The organism is Nakamurella panacisegetis (genome assembly GCF_900104535.1).
Lineage (GTDB): Bacteria > Actinomycetota > Actinomycetes > Mycobacteriales > Nakamurellaceae > Nakamurella > Nakamurella panacisegetis.
The window spans coordinates 2868095-2887361 of record NZ_LT629710.1 but is presented as its reverse complement, the minus strand read 5'-3'; the positions used below and the strand labels follow the sequence as shown (position 1 = coordinate 2887361).

Sequence of the window (19267 nt, the reverse complement as noted above, 5' to 3'; positions counted from 1 at the left end):
CCCGGGGCACCGCCGGGCACCGAAGAGCCAGATCAAGGCCGGTTTGCCGGCATCGAGACAAGCGCAGAATTTTGCGACAGTGCGGCCTTACGGCGTTACGCTGGAACGGGCGGGAAGGGCCCAACGGTGGCGCCCGAGACGGCGGATCCGACTCCTGCCGCCGGCGGATCGACGCCACCGGCACACCGGCGTCCGGAGGAGGGTCGAGATGGCCAACACTGACGTCTACGGGAGGAAGTTCCCGTCGATCAAGTACGTGTCCGACCGTCATGGCGCGGCCACCTCGTTATATCCGCGCCTGGGAACGACGGTCGAGACCGGAGCGATCGTTCACGAGGGCGACCGGCTCACGTTTCGATGCAGCGGCGGTGGCCGCCCGGGTGACCCCGCAGTGCGGTGGTGGCTGCATCCGTACAGCGGTGAGCGGCAACGTCCAGTGATCGGGGATTGCGTCGAACTGACCTGGACGGTCGGGCGATCGACCGTACGACGGCGGATCTACATCGGCATCGGAATGGCGGGCGAGACCCGCTACCACCGCCAGGGAGGTCCGGACGAGGAGGGGTACGACGGCTGGGTGGTTTTCTACTACGCGGTGGCGCCGAGCGACCGGCCTCGGGCCGAGCCCGACGGACGCATCCGGCTCCAGCGCTCCTCCGTGGTCGATGCCCTGGGAAACGCCTGACGTCGATCGTTCACAGGAAGCGTTCAGGGACAGCAAAGGATTGACCTTGGTCGGTCCGCGAGATTGCTTCCCATGACCGCATACGAGATCACCCAGGACCTGCTCCGCTCGACCACTGCCGCGGCCCCACCGGCCACCCGGACCCGGACCTTCGGACGCATCCGCGGCCTGGTCACCGCCGGTCTCGCGGCCGGCGCCCTGATCCTCGCCGCCCCGGCCACCTCGACCGCCGCCGCGGCCGCACCACCGCACAGCGCGATCGCCGAGTCCAACGCCAGCTCGACCCCCCCGTCGACCATCACCCTGACCACACGCCGGACCGGATCGGTGATTCTCTGACCGTCGTCCGACGCCTACGCTGGCCTCATCATGAGACGAAATCTGCTGATCGGACTGGGCGGACTGATTCTGGTCCTCGGGCTGCTGTTCCTGCTCCAGGGCTCCGGGGTGGTCCACGGCAGTCCCATGACCGACGACCACTTCTGGATCTACGCCGGCGCGGTCATCGCGGTGGTCGGAGCGGCGCTGCTGTCAGTCGGACTGCGAGTCGGCCGCCGATAGGGCCGCCATCCTCGGCGTCCAGTCGTCGCCCACGGCGGTCAGAGTGGCCAGCCGCGTGTCGTCCGGTCGCCGGTCGAGATGGATCGTCAGACGCGCGTCGGCCAGCTGTTCGGCCACGCCCTCGCCCCACTCGATGACCACGGCCGACGCGGTGAGGTCGGTGTCCAGGTCGAGGTCGTCCAATTCGACCGCTCCGGCCAACCGGTAGGCATCCACGTGCACCAGCTGGACTCCGTCCGGGCCGGCCGGGTGGACCCGGACCAGGACGAAGGTCGGCGACGCGATCGTCCCGGTGACACCCATCCCGGCCCCGATCCCCTTGGTCAGCGCGGTCTTGCCCGCACCGAGCGAACCGGACAGGATCACCAGATCTCCGGCGCGGAGCATCGCACCGAGGCTCCGACCGAATCGCAGGGTGTCCTCCAGTGTGTCCAGTCGGACCGTCGTTCCTTCCGTCGATCGCACGTCGACCGCCACCTCGGTTGACTCTCCGTTCATCCCGACCGACGCCCCGATGCGTTCCGGGTCGCCGTCTGCACGTGGTCCATGGCCCGGACCAGGAGCCGGCGCAATGCAGCGTTGACCTCGTCCGGCCGCTCCATGATCACCATGTGACCGGTGCCTGGGATGACCACCAACTCGGCGTTCGGCAGTGCGTCGGCGATGGCCAGCGACCGCGACAACGGCGTCTGGAGGTCGGCGTCGCCGCAGATGATCACCACCGGCAGGTCGACCAGCGTGGTCAGGGACGCCGTCTGGTCGAGTGACATCAACGCCGGTACGAACTCGGCGATGACGTTGACCGGCGTGCCGGAGATCATCTCGTCCAGATAGTCGACCAGTTCGCCGGGGACATCCTTCTGCGCGAACCCGAGGGCCCGGGTCAGCAACCAGACCGCGTCGCGACTGCTGGCCCGACCCCGTTCAACCAGCTTCGGGTAGCGCGAGGCGGCGTAGCCGGCGAGCTTGAGGGCCACGCTGTTGCTGGACATCAGGCTGCGGGCCACCTGGGGGCCGGACAACTCACGCGAGGACGTCGCCACCAGCCCGACGCCGGCCACCCGTTCGGCGAACAGGTCCGGTCGCAGGCCGGCCAACGTCAGCAGCGCCATGCCACCCATCGAGTGCCCGATCAGCACGACCGGCCCCGTCGGGGCGGCGGTGGCGATCACCGCGGCCAGGTCGCCGGCCAGATCCTTCATGGTCGAGTGGCCCTCGCCGGCCCGCGACGATCGGCCGTGGCTGCGCTGGTCGTAGAAGACCATCCGAATCGCCGGTCCGTCGCCGCCGGTGCCGAACCCCTTGCCGCCCAGACCGATTCGCTGGTAGTGCCAGGACCCGGAGCGGAGGGTCCAGCCGTGGCCGAAGATGACCGTGAGCGGGGCGGACTCCGGACCCACCTCTTCGATGTGCAGAACGACGCCGTCGTCGGCCAGCACCGAATAGGTCCGATCGGCGGCCAGCGCGTCGTAGCCGGCGTCGGCGCCGTCCGACGCCCGGTACTTGCGGATGGCCCGCCGCTGGGCGGTGACGCCACCGAGAGCGGCCGCGGCGACCACCCCGGTGGTGATCGACGCCGCGCCGATGATCTTGCCCCAGGTGCTCACGTGGATCCTTCGTTCAGCGGACCGCGGTCATTCGGCGGCAGATCTTCCAACATACCGGCGTGGTATCCGTGGACCGATTCTGGTGACGATCTCGTAGCCGATGGTGGCGTCGGCCCCCGCCCAGTCGGCGGCCGTCGGCTCGCCGCGCTCCCCCGTGCCGAAGATCAGCACCTCGTCGCCCGGCGCCACCTGGTCGTCACCACAGTCGACGACGAACTGGTCCATCGCGATCCGCCCGGCGATCGGGCGGCGGCTTCCGGCCAGGAACACCTGTGCGCCGGCGGCCGTCCGAGGGATCCCGTCCGCGTATCCGACCGGGACCAACGCCAGCGTGGTCTCGGCCGTGGTCCGGTACCGCAGCCCGTAGCTGACCCCCTGGCCGGCCGGGACCCGTTTGGTCAGGGCGACCCGGGCCCGCAGCGTCATGGCCGGGACGAGCCCGGGAACCGGTACGTCGAACGGGCTGATCCCGTAGACCCCGATCCCGCACCGCACCAGGTCGTAGGTCGCACCGGGCCAGGCCAACGTGCCCGGGGTGTTCGCCAGATGACGCCACGCCGGGGTCAGACCAGCGGCTCCGGCCTCGGCGGCGGCCCGGTCGAACCGGGCGATCTGCTCCGGCACCGATTGATCATCCGGCTCGTCGGCGCAGGCGAGGTGGCTCATCAAGCCGACCACCCGCACCCGTCCGTCCTGCTCGGCCCGGGCGGCCAGCCGCGTCAGCTCGGCGAAGTCGGCCGGCGTGGCGCCGCCGCGACCCAGCCCGGTGTCGATCTTGAGGTGGACCGCCACCTGGGACCGGGCCGCCTGCAGCACGGCGTCCAGGTGCGCCCGCGAGGAGATCGCCAGTTGTACCCCGGCGGTCAGTGCGGGACGGATGTCCTCGTCGGGCACCCACAGCCAGGCCACGATCGGCTGCTCCGGGGTCGAGACGATCCCGGCCTCGATCAGGGCCACCGCCTCGCCCGGAGTGGCCACACCGAGCGCGGTGGCCCCGGCCTCGCGCGCGGCCCTGGCCACCGGGACGGCCCCGTGGCCGTAGCCGTCGGCCTTGACCACAGCCATCAGCGCGGCCGCCGGATTGGTCCGGCGCGCGGCGGCCAACAGCACCTGCACGTTGTGTCGCACGGCGTCGAGGTCGATCACGGCCTCGGCTCGGATGTTGTCCATGGCGTCAGAAACCCGGCACCCGGATGCGACTCCACAGCTCGGTCGCCCCGACGGCGCGATCGGCTGCGGCCCGCTCGCCGGCCCGGCCGTGCAGGTGCGCGCCGGCCGCAGCCGCTTGCCAGGCCGGCACGCCTGCGGCCAGCAGAGATCCGATGATGCCGGACAGCACGTCACCGGACCCGGCGCTGGCCAGCCAGGAGGTGCCGGTGGTGTTGACCGCGACCCGTCCGTCGGGATCCGCGACGAGGGTCCGGCTTCCTTTCAGCAGCACGATCGCGCCGGAGCGGGCCGCGGCCGCTCGGACCGAAGCCAGACGGTCGGACGGGTCGAGATCGGGGAACAACCGCGCGAACTCGCGGCCGTGCGGGGTGAGGACCGTGACCCGACCGCGACGGGCCTCCAACTGCGACATGGTCCGGGCCAGCATGGTCAGCCCGTCGGCATCCACCAGGACCGGGCCGTCGAACGCCATGACGTGACGGAGCAAGGCCTGGGATCCCTCGTCCGTACCCATTCCGGGACCGGCCACCCAGGCCTGGACCGCCCCGGCCTCGGCCGGATCGTCGGCGGCCACCACTTCGGGCCATCGGTTGACGACGGCCTGGGCCTGCGGCCCGGCGTACCGGACCATGCCGGGCCGGGTGCTCACGGCACCCCCGACGCACAGCATCGCCGCGCCCGGGTACTGACGGGAGCCGGCCACGATGCCGGGCACCCCCTGGGTGAACTTGTCGCCGTCCGGGCGCGGATCGGGCAGCAGTGCCCGGACGTCCAGGTCGGTGAGGGTGAAGGTGTGCGCACCGGCGGGTTCGAATCCGAGATCGTCGACGGTGACCTCGCCGGCCGCCGAAGCCGCGACCAGCAGGGATGTCTTCATCCCGCCGAAGGTCACCGTCACGTCGGCGACGAACGAGCCGTCGCCGCGTCCGGAGTCCGGGTCTATGCCGGTCGGCAGGTCCACCGCGACCTTGAACGCCCTGGCCGCGTTGGCCTTGCGCACCAGCGCGGCCATCGGCGGGCGCATGGGCGGGCTCGCGGCCAGACCGAGCAGGCCGTCGATCAGCACCTGGGCCGAGGCGATCAGGTCGTCCACCGATGGGTCCGACATCGGAACGGCCCGTCCGCCGGATCGGGTCAGGGCCCGCAGACCGGACGGGTGCGCACGATCGGGGTCCAGAAGCACAGCGGTGACCGACATCCCGCGCCTGCGCAGCACGGCTCCGGCGAACAGGGCATCGCCACCGTTGTTGCCCGGACCGACCAGGAGCACCACCCGTGCCCCGACCACCGGTTCGACCCGATCCAGAACCACGGCGGCCACCGCGTAGGCCGCTCGTTTCATCACGGCGTCATCCCGATCGCCCTGCAGCGCCAGGGCCTCCGCGGCGCGGATCTGCCGCACCGAGTACGCGCCGATCATGAGCTCACTCCCAACGCGAGGACGACCGCGGCGGCGATACCGGCGTCGTGGGACAGCGACAGGCGCCACTCGGTGACCCCGAGTTCCGCGGCGGCCGCCTGCACGGTGCCGGTGACCACCAGGACCGGCCGCCCGGAATCCTCCGAGCGGACGGTGCAATCGTGCCATTCCATGCCGCGCGGCACGCCGAGGGCCTTGGCCACCGCCTCCTTCACCGCGAACCGCCCGGCCAGCGACACCGGACGCCGCGGAGAGCCGGAGACGGTGATGAGCTCGTCCGGGGCGAACAGCCGTCGCGCCAGGCTCGGCGTGCGGCGCAGGGTTTCGGCGAACCGGTCCACCGCAACCACATCGATGCCGACCCCGATGACGAGGTGACCGCCGGGCACGGACATCTCGCCCGTCGCCGCGCCCAAGGGCGGGATCATTCGACGGTGACCGACTTGGCCAGGTTGCGGGGCTTGTCGATGTCGTAACCGCGGGTCCGGGCGATCTCGGCCGCCAGGATCTGCAACGGCACGGTGGCCACCAGCGGTTGCAGCAGGGCCGGAACCCGGGGCAGCTCGATCAGGGTGTCCGCGAACGGCGCGATGGTTTCGTCGCCCTCCTCCCCGATGACGATGGTGCGGGCCCCGCGAGCCTGGATCTCCCGGATGTTGGAGAGCAACTTGCTGTGCAGCAACGGCTGCGACTTGGGCGACGGGGTCACCACGACCACCGGCAGGCCGTCCTCGACGAGGGCGATCGGGCCGTGCTTGAGCTCGCCCGCGGCGAAGCCCTCGGCGTGCATGTAGGCCAACTCCTTGAGCTTCAACGCCCCTTCGAGAGCGACCGGGAAGCCGACGTGCCGGCCCAGGAACAGCACCGCCTTGGAGTCGGCGATGTCCCGGCCCAACTGGCGGACCGGATCCATCAGGGTGAGCGTCTCGGCGACGGCGGCCGGCATCTCCAGGAGCGCCTCGTACTCCCGGGCCACCTCGTCGGCGTACTTGGTGCCGCGGGCCTGGGCCAGGGCCAGGCCGACGAGCAGGTTGGCCGTGATCTGGGCCAGGAAGCATTTGGTCGAGGCCACCCCGACCTCGGGACCGGCGTGGGTGTAGACCACGGCGTCGGACTCCCGTGGGATCTGCGAACCGTTGGTGTTGCAGACGGCCAGCACGCGGGCCCGCTGGCGGCGGGCGTGCCGGACCGCCTCCAGCACGTCGGCCGTCTCGCCGGACTGGGTGATGGCGACCACCAGCGTGTCCCGGTCGAGAACCGGGTCGCGGTAACGGAACTCGCTGGCCAGCTCGACCTCGACGGGCAGCCGGGTCCAGTGCTCGATGGCGTACTTGGCGACCAGGCCGGAGTGGTAGGAGGATCCGCAGGCGACGACGAACACCTTGTCGATGGTGCGCAGCTCGTCCTCGCCGAGTCGCTGTTCGTCCAGGACGATCCGGGTCCCGTCGAAATGACCGCGGAGCGTGTCCTCGACCGCCTGCGGCTGCTCCTGGATCTCCTTGTCCATGAAGAATTCGTGGCCGCCCTTCTCGGCGGCGGCCAGGTCCCAGTCGACCCGGAACGGCCGGTAGTCGGTGGTGGCCGACTCCCCCGGACGGAACGAGGTGACCTCCCAGCTGGTCGGGGTGATCACGACCATCTGGTCCTGGCCGAGCTCGATGGCGTCCCGGGTGTGCGAGATGAACGCAGCGACGTCGGAGGCGACGAACATCTCGCCCTGCCCGACCCCGATCACCAACGGCGAGTTGCGGCGCGCGGCGACGAGCGTGTCCGGGACGTCGGCATGCGCGGCGACCAGAGTGAACGCGCCCTCCAGACGACGGCAGACGACGGCCATCGATGCCGGCAGGTCGCCGGCGGTCGGGCCGGCGGCGAAGGCCGCCCCGAGCAGGTGGGCCACCACCTCGGTGTCGGTGTCACTGGTCAGCTCGATGCCGGAGTGTTCCAGTTCGGCCCGCAGCACCGGGAAGTTCTCGATGATGCCGTTGTGGATGACGGCCGTCTTCCCGGAGGTGTCGGTGTGCGGGTGGGCATTGCGATCGGTGGGGCCGCCGTGGGTCGCCCAGCGGGTGTGCCCCATGCCCGTGGTTCCCTCGAGGGCGATCGCCCCGGAATCGATGTAGGTCTCCAGGTTGGACAGCACGCCGGCCTTCTTCGCCGTGTGCAGCACACCCGATCCGTCCAGCACGGCCACGCCCGCGGAGTCGTACCCGCGGTACTCCAACCGCCCCAGACCTTCGAGAATCAACGGAAGCGCCTGACGGGGACCGGTGTAACCGACGATTCCACACATGGGCCCCAGGCTATCTCCCGCCGGGCCGCTCCGGGGCGCTCACGCGCGGACGGGCATCCTGACCTGCGACGGTCGCGGAACGGCCGCGGCGAGCGGGGCAGCGGCGGCATGGGCGGCGGCCACGGCCCGCAGGGCGGTGAGCACCGGGGCGATGTGCGGCTGGTCGTGGGTCCCGGCGCGGTACTGCACGGCGATCCGGCGCAGGGGCGGTTCGCCGGCCACCGGGATGACGACCACCGGGTCACTGCTGAACGGCCCCTGGGCCAACCGGGGCAGCAGGCAGATGCCGGCGCCGGTCCCGACCAGCGCCACCGCCCCGGTGAAGTCGTCGGCGCTGTGCCGGGAACGCGGGACGAACCCGGCCCGGGCACATGCGGTGCGCATGGCGGCCCAGCACGGGACCCCGGCCATGTGGGTGATCCAGTCGTCGTCGGCCAGGTCGGCCAGGTCGATCGATGTCTCACCGGCCAGCCGATGATCCAGCGGAAGGGCGACGTCCATCACGTCGTCGATCAGATGCTCGTCGGTCAGACGCGGGTCGTCGGCGCCGAGTACCTCGCTGCCGCCGGTCAGGGTGACGGCGAGGTCGACCGATCGGCTCAGCAGCGCGTCCACCGTGTGCTCCGGCTGGACCTCGCGGATCTGTACCTCGAGCCGGCTGGAACGGAGCTGGTTCAGCACCGGCACGGCGATACCGCGGATGGCCGTCGGGAACGCTCCGAGTCGGACCACCCCGGCGTCACCCCGCCGGAACGCGGCCAGATCCGATTCGGCGTGCTCGAGGTGGGTGAACACCTCGTGGGCGTGTCGGAGCAGGAGTTGGGCGGCCGCCGTCAGGCGCACCCGGCGCCCGTCCGGTTCCAGCATCGGGGTGCCGGCCTCCCGCGACAACGCGGCCAGCTGCTGGGACACGGCCGACGGTGTCAGGTGGACCACCTCGGCGGTGGCGGCGATGGTCCCGCAGCGGTCCAGTTCGCGCAGGATCTCCAGGCGACGCAGATCGATCATGCAGAGGATCTTACGGGAATACCCAAGAACAAACAGATGGACGCGGGCTATGGATCGGCGGACATTTGGGTGCATGGCCCTCTTGTTCGTCCTTCTCGCGCTCACTGTCCTCGCCCTCGGCGCCACCCGGTTCGGCGCCGACACCCGTGAGGCGGGTGACTGGTCCCTCGGCGCGCTCATGCGCCCGCGGCCCCGGCTCTGATCAGGTCTCGACCACCCGGCCTCCGCGCGCCCTGACCGCGTCGGGGTCGGCCCGCGGCACCACCGACTCAACGGTCTGCGTCCGGTAGCCGGCGCGGTCCTCGGGCGCCGAGGCGGCCACCGCGCGCACGTCGGCCCAGGCCCGCAGGGCGGCGATCTGTTCGGCCTGGGTCACCGACAGCGGCACGGTGTTGGCGATGGCCCGCTGCAGATCCTCCGCCGTCAGCGCGCGTCGGCCGTCGAACGCGTCGAAGCAGGCCGAGATGACGGCCTGCTCGATCTCGGCTCCGGAGTACCCCTCGGTCAGGTCGGCCAGGGCACCGGTCAGGGCGTCGTCCACCGCCAGGTCGCCGAGCGCCGGGCCGGCCTTCAGCCGGGCGCCGATGTGCAGCGAGAAGATCATCCTGCGCTCGCTCGTGGTCGGCAGGTCGATGAAGAAGATCTCATCGAATCGCCCCTTGCGCAGGAACTCCGGCGGCAGCAGCGAGATGTTGTTGGCCGTGGCCATGACGAACACCGACGACGTCTTCTCCTGCATCCAGGTCAGGAACGTGCCGAACACCCGGGCCGAGGTGCCGGAATCGCCGGTACCGGACGCCCCGGCCGCGAAACCCTTCTCGATCTCATCGATCCACATCACGCACGGAGCCACCGCTTCGGCCGTACGCAGGGCCGAGCGCATGTTCTGCTCGCTCTCCCCGACCAGGCCGCCGAAGATCCGGCCGATGTCCAACCGGATCAGCGGCAGTGACCAGGCACTGGCCATGGCCTTCGCGGTCAGCGACTTCCCGCAACCCGGGACGCCGGTCACCAGAACGCCCTTCGGGGCCGGCAAACCGTAGAGGCGGGCCTCGTCCAGCCAGGATCCCGAGCGCTTGGTCAGCCACGTCTTGAGGTTGCCCAGGCCGCCGACGTCGTCCAGTTGCACGGTCGAGGTGATCAACTCCAGCACCCCCGACTTCCGGACGATCTCGCCCTTCTCCTGCTGGACGATGGCCACATCCCTCGCCGACAGGTGGCTGTCGTCGACCATCGCCTTGGCGAAGGCCTGGTCGGCCTCGAACGCGGTGAGCCCGAGCGCGGCCTTGGCCAGTCGTTCGAGCAGTTCGTCGTCCGCGTCGACGGTGAGCGCCCTTGACTCGGTGTTGAGCTTGATCTTGTCGTCCAGCAACTGCCGGATCTGCCTCTCGTTCGGCAGGGGGAACTCGACCACCGTCACCAGGGCCTGCAGGTCGGCCGGGATCCGCGGGGTCGGTGACAGCAGGACCAGGGTTCGCGGCACAGACCCGTCGGCGAACAACCGGGCGGTGTCCTTGAGGGCACGCACCACCTGGGTGTCCGGCAGTTGGTTGTTGGTGCCGAGCCACGGATGCAGGTCGATCATCACCACCACGCTGGGGGTGGTCAGGGCGTTCGCGGCGGCCAGCGCGGCCAATGGGGTCCGGGTGTCGGGGTTGCCGATCTGACCGAGCGCGGCGAATCCGTCGGAGGTGGTCCACCGGTAGACCTGACGCTGCGGGAGCAACTGCGTCCGATCGCCGACCACCGATGCGATCTCACGGATGGCCCTGGACTCCTCGGCGGTGCCGATCGAGAGCAGCGGGAACCGGGCCATGATCAACTGTCGCAGTGTCCGGGCGAAGCTGTCGCCCGAAGGATCCTGTGCCATTCCGGGCTCCTGACGTCATCCCCGCCCCGGCCGAACGGCCGGTGACGTGCGCCGGAAACACGACTTCGCCGGGCGCCAGCAATACTGTACGAGAACGCGCCGGGCTGCTTTCGGCGCGAGACAGACGAGCGCGGCAGCATCGGCGCCCAGGCCAGGAGGACGTTCATGCCAACCAAGTCGAAGAAGACACCCGTCGGTATCGACCGCCCGTCGCTGGACTACCTGGCCCATCGAGGACCGCACCGGGTCGCCGCCGGGAATCTGGCCGACGCCGGGATGCCCGGGCTGGTCTTCGCCCCCACCTCCGGTCGAGGGCTGCCGGCGGTGGCCATCTCGCACGGTTGGTTGCAACCGGCCCACCGCTACGCCGACACGATGCGGTACCTGGCGTCGTGGGGCTTCGTGGTGGTCGCGCCGGACACGGAGAAGGGCCCGATCCCCTCGCACGCGGCCATGTCGCGTGATTTATCGGCCGCGCTCCACCTGGTGGCCACGGGCCGGCTGGGAAACGGCCGGGTCAGGGTGGACGCCCGCAAGCTCGGCCTGATCGGCCACTCGATCGGTGGTGGCGCGGCCGTCCTGGCCGCCGCCGCCGACTCGTCGATCGGCGCCGTGGTCACGGTGACCGCGGCCGCGACCAGGCCGTCGGCCGTCGAGGCGGCCAGCCGCCTGCACATTCCGAGTCTGCACCTGGTCGGGGCCGACGACGACATGGCCGACGGTGACGGGGCGTCGATCGCGGCGGCCTGGGCCGGTCCGGCCACCCTGCGGACGGTCAAGGGGGCCAGCCATCTGGGCCTGGCCGAAGGGTCGCACTGGAGTTCGACCATCAGCGGGTCGGGCAACGAGAAGCGCATCCAGCAGGTGGTCCGGCTGCTGTCGACGGCCTTCCTGCTGCGTCACCTCTCCGAACAGGATCAGCTGGCCGACGAACTCGAGGGCAAGATCAAGGGCACCACGCTGGAAGACCTGGACGCCGTCCGGGAAGAGGCGATGGCCGATTAGGACCGCCGCCGGTCGGGTCGGACCTCGACCGGCGCGTCAGGCCAGCGCCACCACGGCGGCCACGCGTCCGGCCACCTCCTGGGCCTGCTCGGCGGTGGCCGCCTCGACCATGACGCGGACCAGCGGCTCGGTGCCGGACGGACGCAACAGAACCCGACCCGACCCGGCGAGCTCGGCCTCGGCCGCGGCCACGGCGGCGGCCACCGATGCCGAGTCGGCCACGGCCGCTTTGTCGCCCACCCGCACGTTGATCAGCACCTGCGGGAAGCGGACGACCGCCGAGGCCAGGTCGGCCAGGGACCGCCCGGTGAAGGCGACCTCGGACATCAGATGCAGCGCGGTCAGGACCCCGTCGCCGGTCGTGGCCTGGTCGGCCAGCACGACGTGCCCGGACTGCTCGCCGCCGAGGCTGTATCCGCCGGTGCGCATCTCCTCGAGGACGTAACGGTCCCCGACGCCGGTGGTGACCACCTCGATGCCGGCCTTCTTCATCGCCTGGTGGAAGCCGATGTTGGCCATCACGGTGCCGACCACGGTGGAGCGGTGCAGCCGCCCGGTGCGATTCAGGGCCACCGCGAGGATGGCCAGGATGGCATCGCCGTCGACGTCGGATCCGTCGGCCGCGATGGCCAGGCAGCGATCGGCGTCTCCGTCGTGGGCGATGCCCAGGTCGGCGCCGTGGGCCACGACGGCCGCGCGGAGCACGTCCAGGTGCGTGGAGCCGACACCGTCGTTGATGTTCAGCCCGTCGGGTTCACCGGCGATGACCACCACCTCGGCGCCGGCCCGTCGGTAGATCTCCGGGGCGACGGAGAAGGCGGCTCCGTTCGCGCAGTCGACCACGATCGACAGGCCAGCCAAGGAGTGCGGGGTGCAGGCCTGCAGGTGATCGAGGTAGCGCCCGATGGAATCGGTGGCCGAGGTGATCCGGCCGACGCCGGCGCCGGTCGGGAGCGCCGACGGCAGGCCGAGCCCAGACTCGATGGCGTCCTCGACGGCGTCGTCGAGTTTGAGCCCGCCGGCCGCGAAGATCTTGATGCCGTTGTCCGGCATGGCGTTGTGCGACGCGGAGATCACCACGCCGAGGTCGGCCGAGAGTTCGGCGGTCAGGAACGCGACCGCCGGGGTCGGGACCACTCCGAGCAGCAGGACATCCACTCCGGCCGAGGCCAATCCGGCAGCGACGGCTGCTTCGAGCATCTCGCCGCTGGCCCGCGGATCACGACCGACGACGGCTCGCGGACGATCCGCGCCGGCCGGGACCAGCACCTGGGCGGCCGAGGTGGCCAACGCCAGCGCGACCGCTGGCGTCAGGTCGGCATTGGCCACGCCACGGACGCCATCGGTTCCGAACAGTCTTCCCATACCGAAACTGACCCGCTCTTTCGATTCTCTTCGGCGCACCGTCGCTCAGCGCGCCGACCCGGGCGAGGAGCCGCCGACTTGGACGGTACCCGCGCGTCGCGGTCCTCATCAATTCACGAGGTGATGGCCGAATGACGCCGGACCACGTCATCCGCGGCCGGCCCCGGCCTACCGTGCGGCCGAGGCCGTACCGAACCCGGAGTGCGACCATGATCGAGACCGCGATCCACCATCCGTTCTCCGAGCTGGGGCCGGTGTGATCCGTCTCCCCTGCCCTCGGGCGTCCGCCGTCCGAGCCGCCGCCGATCTCACCGACTCCCGGCTGGGAAGGCCACGACGTGCTCGACGGCGATTCGGACCTGACCTCGTCCGACCGGCTGGGCCAGCAGAACCAGGTGTAAGCGGTGACGAATTCATCTCGTCAGTGCCGCTCCGTGTCAAGTGCTCTTCGTTGGCCAGGCCCGGAATGTCCGGCTCGACGAAAGCACTGCATCGCCTGACCCGGTCACCACGGGTTTCCGGTCATATGGTCTCGTGGCGCGACGACGGCGCCGAAAGCCTTGACGGCGGGGTCCATATCGCCTGGAGTCACCATGTGCGGCCTGATGAGCCGGACCAGCACGGTCCAGTCTCGAACGCAAGCACGAAGCCCCGCGGGCCGGGCGCGCGAACAATTCCCTGACACCGACAGAAAGACAATTCTCTGACACCGGCAGAAATGAGAGTGCGAATTCGCCCGACCATTGGTTGTGGGAGTGGACGGCATCCGTACGGAATCGGGAGCATCTCTCAGCGTGAGCATCTCCTGCGCTCGTGCGGACCGGCTCAGGTCACGGTGGTCAGGACACCGCCGTCGGCGCGCAGGGCGGCCCCGTTCGTGGCCGACGAGCGCGGACTGGCCAGATACAAGACCAGGTCGGCGATCTCGCGGGGCTCGATGAACCGCTCCAGAAGGGACGTCCGGTTGCCGGCAATGATGGCCGCCTTCAGATCCTCGGCCGCCATCCCCTGGGACCGAGCGATCTTGTCGACCACACCGGCGACCCCGTCGGAGTAGGTCGGGCCGCCGAGAACGGCATTCACGGTGACCGCCGACCCTCGGGTGAGTTTCGCCAGGCCGTTGCTGAGCGCCAGCATGGCCGCCTTGGTCGACCCGTAGTGGATCATGTCAGCGGGGACGTCGACCCCTGACTCGCTTGCCACGAAAACGATCCGACCCCATCCACGGTCGAGCATGGTCGGCATCAGATGCCGCGCCAACCGGACGCCGCTCATCACGTTGACCTGGAAGTAGCGCTGCCAGTCGTCGTCGCCGATGTCGAAGAAGGACTTGACCTCGAACAGGCCGACATTGTTGACGAGGATGTCGATCTCACCCACAGAATTCAGCAGCTCGTGCACCTGGACCGGATCAGACAGGTCGGCCGCCACGCCGGATACCGCTCCGTCCGGCGCGTCGCTCCGCAGCCGCTGCACCGCGGATCGGACCGACGACTGGGTGCGTCCGTTGATCACGACCGACGCCCCTTCGGCCAGGAGCGCCTGGGCGATCGCGTATCCGATTCCCTGTGTCGAACCACTGATGAACGCCCGTCGGCCCTTCAGTAACAGATCCATGGTCAGCCACCCGTTGTTCCCGTCGCCACGCGACGATCGCCTTTTACTTGCCCAGTCAAGTGAATGCTAGGTATATTGACTTGACCAGTCAAGTCAACAAGGCGCTTCGGGCGGTCGGTGATCACGTATCCTGCAGCCATGTCGGATGTGAACGAGCCCTCGGAATTCACTGACGAGGAGCTGCGCACGTGGTCCGCGGTCGCGACCGTCCTGGAATGGCTTCCTTCCGCCCTGGACGCTCAGCTGCAGCGGGACGCCGGCCTGACTCATTTCGAGTACGGGATCCTCTTCGCCCTGTCGGATACCACCGACCGAACGCTCCGCATGAGCACCCTGGCGGACTACGCGAACAGCTCGCTCTCCCGGCTGTCCCGAGCGGTGGCCCGGCTCGAAGCCAGGCACTGGGTGCAACGGTGCACCGATCCCGGGGACGGGCGCTACACCCTCGCCGTCCTGACCGATCTCGGTTCGCACAAGGTGGCCGAGGCCACGCCGAGCCACGTCCAGGCGGTGCGGCGGTTGGTCTTCGATTCGTTGACCCAGAGCCAATCCAGACAGCTGCGCGAGATCAGCCGACGGATCACACTGGCCATCCGGGCCGAAGGTGGATGGCAGCCGCCGGCCGCCGAGTGACCGTGCCGTTTCCGGGCCAACAGGGACCCCGGATGATCGGCCTGCGGTGACGCTGTCGCACGTCAGGATCGACCAGGAGGGAGGACTTCCGTTTCCCCGCGGCAACGCGAAACGACGAACCGCCCGCACTCGGCCGGGGCCGAATACGGGCGGTTCGTGTGACAGTCTCGCCCGAAAGGGCGAGAGATCAACGCTTGGAGTACTGGGGCGCCTTGCGGGCCTTCTTCAGGCCGTACTTCTTGCGCTCGGTGGCGCGGGCGTCACGAGTCAGGAAGCCGGACTTCTTCATGGCCGGACGATCGGTCTCGTCCAGCTCGATGAGCGCCCGAGCGATCCCGAGCCGCAGCGCGCCGGCCTGGCCGGAGACACCGCCGCCGTGCAGCTTGGCGTGGACGTCGTAGATGCCGTCCTTCTCCAGCTGGACCAACGGCTCCTTGATGAGCTGCTGGTGCACCTTGTTCGGGAAGTAGCTGTCCATGGTGCGGCCGTTCAGCGTGAACACGCCGGTGCCCGGGGTCAACCGGACGCGGACGACGGCTTCCTTACGACGGCCGACGGTCTGCACCGGGCGGTCGACGGCGACCTTGACCACGGCCGGGACGATCACCGGGGCTTCTTCGGTCGAATCGTCCTGGTCCTCGAAGTCAACTTCGACCTCGTCGGCTTCGACGATCTCAGGGGTTTCGCTCACTGACTCGCTCTTCTCAATTTCTCTGTGCCACTGGAATGTCGGGGAGATCTAGCTGTGCCGCACGAGAGCCGGCACCGGGTCCGTCGGTTACTGGGCAACCTGGACGATGTCGAACGGCTGCGGCTGCTGCGCCGCGTGCGGGTGCTCCGGTCCGACGTAGACCTTGAGCTTGCGGGCGATCGAACGACCCAGCGAGTTGTGCGGCAGCATCCCGATGATGGCCTTCTCGACCAGCTTGTCGGCGCGGGTGTCGAGCAGCTCGCCGACGCTCTGCTTGCGCAGGCCGCCCGGCTGGCCGGAGTGGCGGTAGAGGAACTTGCCGTCCCGCTTGTTGCCCGAGATGGCGACCTTCTCGGCGTTGATGATGACGACGAAATCGCCGGTGTCGACGTGCGGCGCGTAGATCGCCTTGTGCTTGCCGCGGAGCAGCTGCGCGGACTGGCTGGCCAGCCGGCCGAGCACGACGTCGGTCGCGTCGATCACGTGCCAGGCGTGGGTGACGTCGCCGGGCTTGGGGCTGTACGTGCGCACGGATATGCCTCTGTCTCTTGAATGCGGTCTGTTACCAGTCTTGATCTCGTCGCGGGTGGTACGTCCCTTGACGAGCGTCGACGCCTTCCGGCGACGACCTCGGGGTCATTGCTGCGCCGGCCGCCGGAGTTCCCCGCTGCAATGATCTCCCGGGGCAAACCCGGGGATCCAGGCCAAGTCCGAAAGATTCACGTTCGAGAGGCGACGCACAACACAACGGGGCGCTCTGCACCACCACGAGCACGTACGACACCGGCTCATGGCAATGCAATGGCACGCCGAAGATCGAGGTTACCGTGCTGGGGCGCGGAGGTCAAAATGCGAGGCCCAGCGACAAGCCCGAATGCCGCATGTCACAGAGCCCGCGGGAGATCAGAAGCCCTGCAGCATCGCGTACTGCGCGGCTGCGGCCGCGTTCAGATCGGCCACGCTGTCCGCGTTGATCTCGAAGGCGTACCGCCCGGCCACGCCGACGCAGTAGTACTTGGAGTTGAGCGCCTGCTGCAGGCAGGACACGGCCGGGACATCCGCGGTCAGAGTGTAGGGCGTCATGCCGGACGTGGACTTCTCCACGAACGCGACGAACCCGTCCCGCACTGCCACCGCGCCCGCCGCGTCCTTGGCCCGGTACACCGAGGTGCGACCGTCCGACACCAGGTCCACCCCGGCGCGCGCGAACAGCTGCTGGGTACCCACCGGATCGGTGTCGTAGTGCAGCTGGCCGGCGGCCGTGACCACACCGTCGGTGGCGCTGGCGTCGTCGGCGCTGTTGAGGAGCGTGTGGGCCTCCATACCGTCCGGGTCGATCGGCAGCTGCATCAGCTTCGCCGGCGGCGTCGGGACGAACTTGGCCATGGCCGCTGTCTCGACCTGGAACGCCCGGGCCGCGCGGGCAGCTTGGAGCGTCGGCGTGTTCAGCTTCGGTCCGGTCACCCAGACGTAGAGCACCAGAGCACCCTGGGCCAGAAAGGCCTGGTAGTAGCCGTAGTCCGAACTGAACGCCCCGTACCAACCGACCGCGGCCGGGAAGCCGGGGATGTTCGCCTTTCCCTTGTCCTTGCCCTTGTTGGCCGCGGCAGCAGCGAGCAGCGGAGCGGCGGCCTTGGCCGAGGCCGCCGAGGGAAACTCGATTGCGGCCACGATCAGATTGTTGTTGTCGGCGTCGCTTCGCGACGAGGAGAACCCCGAGATCATCCCGGCCCGTTGAGCGACCGAGGGCATCACGTCCGCCCCGAACAGGATCGTCATCGCCTTCGGCCCGTAGAGCGGCATCGTGGAGATGCTCCCCTTGGTCAGGGTCGGGTCGATGAACGTCGGCACGACCAGGTAGGAGGCGATCCGAGCGCCCTCCAGCAGAGCGGCCTGGGTCGCGGTGCGCGGCGTCTTGATCAGCTGGGCCGGCGTGGTCGGATACGCCGTGGAGGAGGCACCGGACGAGCCGGAGGTCGTACCCGAGCCGGTCGGTCCGGGGCCACCGGAGGTTTGCGGTGCACTCGCGCTCGTCGACTCCGTGCTGGGGGCCATCGACGTCCGGGCTGCCGTCGATCCCGTTGCGGACGTTGCGGACGGCAACGAGCTGGCCGGGACCTGCGGCTCGGAGGACGGCGCGACCGCGGACGCGGCCGGTTGGGCGCGGCCGGCGACGGTGCTGGCACAACCGGCGAGCACGATAGCTGTGACCGCGCCGAGCGCGACGGCGAATCTGGCGGGACTTCTCATTCCTTGCCCTCCGATGGCAACGCAGTGGTCCTTCGATCCCGGGTGTGCAGCGGACGAAGCAACAGGTCACTCCCCCCGTTCAGGACGCCTCGGTGCCGCTGTGACCGTTCCCGTGGTCGATCGGTTCCAACCGAGGCGGCAGTTCGCGTGTGGCCCGGGTGGCCAAGGCCCTGGACCGCAGCTGTTCGTCGGCAGGGTAGTCGACCGATGTGAGGGTCAGGCCGAGCGCAGGCGCGATGTTCACCCCGGAAGAGCGCGAGGCGGCGGCCAACTGCTCGGCCGGGCGGGTGAACGGGACCTGGTGCTCCCCCACCGCGATGAGCGCCCCGACCAACGACCGCACCATGGAATGGCAGAACGCGTCCGCGGTCACCTCGACCACGACCAGGTCGCCCTGCCGCCCGACCGTCAACGACTGGAGTTCCCGGACCGTGGTCGCCCCGTCCCGCGGTTTGCAGAACGACGCGAAGTCGTGCAGTCCGACGAGCAGATCGGCGGCCTTGGTCATCGCATCGACGTCGAGCGGGCGACGCCGGGCGAAGACGTCCTTGCGCCCGAGCGGTTCCACGCCCCATTCCGCGGTGCCGATCCGATAGCGGTAGTGCCGACGCAGGGCCGCGAATCGGGCGTCGAACCCGTCGGGGGCGACCGTGACGGCCCGAACCCGGATATCGAGCGGCAGCAGCCCGGCCAGGCGTCGCAACAGACCGGTACGTCCGCCGGTGAGACCGTCGGTCTCCGGGTCCTTGGCGCGCGGGGCCAGGCCGATCAGGCCGGCCACGGGGACGTCGATGTGGGCTACCTGCCCGGTCGCGTGCACCCCGGCGTCGGTGCGCCCGGCCACCACGAGCGGGACGTCTTGGCGGAAGAGCACCTTGAGTGCTTCGGACAGGCATCCGGCTACGGTGCGGCGGTCGGGTTGAGCGGCCCAGCCGGAGAAGTCGGTGCCGTCGTAGGAGATGTCCAGCCGCAGCCGCACGTTCTCGGGGGGATTCTGATCGCTCATCTCGGGACCGACCCTATGCGGCCGGGCCCGAAAACGCGGAAAGGCCCGCTCCGGGAACTTCCGGAACGGGCCTTTCCGCGGAACAG

At 69.8% G+C, this 19267-nt stretch carries 20 protein-coding genes; 6 read left to right on the top strand and 14 right to left on the bottom strand.

Going from position 1 to position 19267, the window contains the following annotated elements:
* Positions 1–208 precede the first annotated feature (208 nt).
* From BLS97_RS12840 to BLS97_RS12830, 3 genes are all read left to right on the top strand, one after another.
* Positions 209–685, top strand: a complete 477-nt coding sequence (locus BLS97_RS12840; protein ID WP_090476440.1) for a hypothetical protein — start codon at positions 209–211, stop codon at positions 683–685.
* Between the two features lie 72 nt (positions 686–757).
* Positions 758–1024 (top strand): hypothetical protein, encoded by a 267-nt coding sequence (locus tag BLS97_RS12835; protein ID WP_090476438.1) that lies wholly within the window; start codon positions 758–760, stop codon positions 1022–1024.
* A gap of 30 nt (positions 1025–1054) precedes the next feature.
* A complete protein-coding gene (locus BLS97_RS12830) occupies positions 1055–1246 on the top strand; it encodes a hypothetical protein (RefSeq protein WP_090476436.1) in 192 nt (63 codons plus the stop codon).
* Here BLS97_RS12830 and tsaE read toward each other — a convergent pair.
* The 7 genes from tsaE to BLS97_RS12795 are packed head-to-tail and all read right to left on the bottom strand — an operon-like array spanning position 1217 to position 8744.
* On the bottom strand, positions 1217–1744 hold the full coding sequence (gene tsaE, locus BLS97_RS12825) for a tRNA (adenosine(37)-N6)-threonylcarbamoyltransferase complex ATPase subunit type 1 TsaE (RefSeq protein ID WP_090476433.1): 528 nt from the start codon (positions 1742–1744) through the stop codon (positions 1217–1219). The two genes, BLS97_RS12830 and tsaE, sit on opposite strands and share 30 nt — an antisense overlap.
* Positions 1741–2853 (bottom strand): alpha/beta fold hydrolase, encoded by a 1113-nt coding sequence (locus tag BLS97_RS12820; protein WP_157695386.1) that lies wholly within the window; start codon positions 2851–2853, stop codon positions 1741–1743. The genes tsaE and BLS97_RS12820 overlap by 4 nt, the downstream gene beginning before the upstream one ends.
* 27 nt (positions 2854–2880) lie before the next feature.
* Positions 2881–4023 (bottom strand): alanine racemase, encoded by a 1143-nt coding sequence (gene alr / locus BLS97_RS12815; RefSeq protein ID WP_090476429.1) that lies wholly within the window; start codon positions 4021–4023, stop codon positions 2881–2883.
* Positions 4024–4027: 4 nt separating this feature from the next.
* On the bottom strand, positions 4028–5443 hold the full coding sequence (locus BLS97_RS12810; protein WP_090476427.1) for an NAD(P)H-hydrate dehydratase: 1416 nt from the start codon (positions 5441–5443) through the stop codon (positions 4028–4030).
* A complete protein-coding gene (locus BLS97_RS12805) occupies positions 5440–5871 on the bottom strand; it encodes a holo-ACP synthase (protein ID WP_231988083.1) in 432 nt (143 codons plus the stop codon). Before BLS97_RS12805 ends, BLS97_RS12810 begins: the two co-directional genes overlap by 4 nt.
* Positions 5868–7736, bottom strand: coding sequence for a glutamine--fructose-6-phosphate transaminase (isomerizing) (glmS, locus tag BLS97_RS12800; RefSeq protein WP_090476424.1), 1869 nt, complete (start codon positions 7734–7736; stop codon positions 5868–5870). The genes BLS97_RS12805 and glmS overlap by 4 nt, the downstream gene beginning before the upstream one ends.
* 39 nt (positions 7737–7775) lie before the next feature.
* Complete coding sequence (locus BLS97_RS12795; RefSeq protein ID WP_090476422.1) at positions 7776–8744, bottom strand: LysR family transcriptional regulator; 969 nt, start codon at positions 8742–8744, stop codon at positions 7776–7778.
* A gap of 73 nt (positions 8745–8817) precedes the next feature.
* Here BLS97_RS12795 and BLS97_RS24225 point away from each other — a divergent pair, with 73 nt between their 5' ends.
* On the top strand, positions 8818–8946 hold the full coding sequence (locus BLS97_RS24225; protein ID WP_269457439.1) for a hypothetical protein: 129 nt from the start codon (positions 8818–8820) through the stop codon (positions 8944–8946).
* Here the strand turns inward: BLS97_RS24225 and BLS97_RS12790 are convergent, their stop codons facing one another.
* Positions 8947–10614: an AAA family ATPase gene (locus BLS97_RS12790; protein ID WP_090476420.1), complete on the bottom strand. Its 1668-nt coding sequence runs from the start codon at positions 10612–10614 to the stop codon at positions 8947–8949.
* Between the two features lie 165 nt (positions 10615–10779).
* Here BLS97_RS12790 and BLS97_RS12785 point away from each other — a divergent pair, with 165 nt between their 5' ends.
* The gene (locus tag BLS97_RS12785; protein ID WP_090476418.1) at positions 10780–11619 is read left to right on the top strand and encodes a dienelactone hydrolase family protein; all 840 of its coding nucleotides are present in this window, start codon (positions 10780–10782) and stop codon (positions 11617–11619) included.
* Between the two features lie 36 nt (positions 11620–11655).
* Here BLS97_RS12785 and glmM read toward each other — a convergent pair whose 3' ends face one another.
* Together glmM and BLS97_RS12775 are read right to left on the bottom strand one after the other, a co-directional pair.
* On the bottom strand, positions 11656–12984 hold the full coding sequence (gene glmM / locus BLS97_RS12780) for a phosphoglucosamine mutase (protein WP_090476416.1): 1329 nt from the start codon (positions 12982–12984) through the stop codon (positions 11656–11658).
* 825 nt (positions 12985–13809) lie between these two features.
* The gene (locus tag BLS97_RS12775) at positions 13810–14601 is read right to left on the bottom strand and encodes an SDR family NAD(P)-dependent oxidoreductase (RefSeq protein ID WP_090476414.1); all 792 of its coding nucleotides are present in this window, start codon (positions 14599–14601) and stop codon (positions 13810–13812) included.
* A 138-nt stretch (positions 14602–14739) separates the two neighbouring features.
* Here BLS97_RS12775 and BLS97_RS12770 point away from each other — a divergent pair, with 138 nt between their 5' ends.
* Positions 14740–15234: a MarR family winged helix-turn-helix transcriptional regulator gene (locus BLS97_RS12770; protein WP_090476412.1), complete on the top strand. Its 495-nt coding sequence runs from the start codon at positions 14740–14742 to the stop codon at positions 15232–15234.
* A 187-nt stretch (positions 15235–15421) separates the two neighbouring features.
* Here BLS97_RS12770 and rpsI read toward each other — a convergent pair whose 3' ends face one another.
* The 4 genes from rpsI to truA all read right to left on the bottom strand — a co-directional run bounded on the left by rpsI (position 15422) and on the right by truA (position 19181).
* Entirely contained in the window at positions 15422–15925 is a 504-nt protein-coding gene (gene rpsI / locus BLS97_RS12765; protein ID WP_407938019.1) for a 30S ribosomal protein S9, read from the bottom strand.
* An 87-nt stretch (positions 15926–16012) separates the two neighbouring features.
* Positions 16013–16456, bottom strand: coding sequence for a 50S ribosomal protein L13 (gene rplM / locus BLS97_RS12760; protein WP_090476408.1), 444 nt, complete (start codon positions 16454–16456; stop codon positions 16013–16015).
* A gap of 372 nt (positions 16457–16828) precedes the next feature.
* Positions 16829–18175 (bottom strand): DUF7373 family lipoprotein, encoded by a 1347-nt coding sequence (locus tag BLS97_RS12755; RefSeq protein WP_090476406.1) that lies wholly within the window; start codon positions 18173–18175, stop codon positions 16829–16831.
* Between the two features lie 79 nt (positions 18176–18254).
* Entirely contained in the window at positions 18255–19181 is a 927-nt protein-coding gene (gene truA, locus BLS97_RS12750; RefSeq protein ID WP_090476404.1) for a tRNA pseudouridine(38-40) synthase TruA, read from the bottom strand.
* Between the last annotated feature and the right edge of the window lie 86 nt (positions 19182–19267).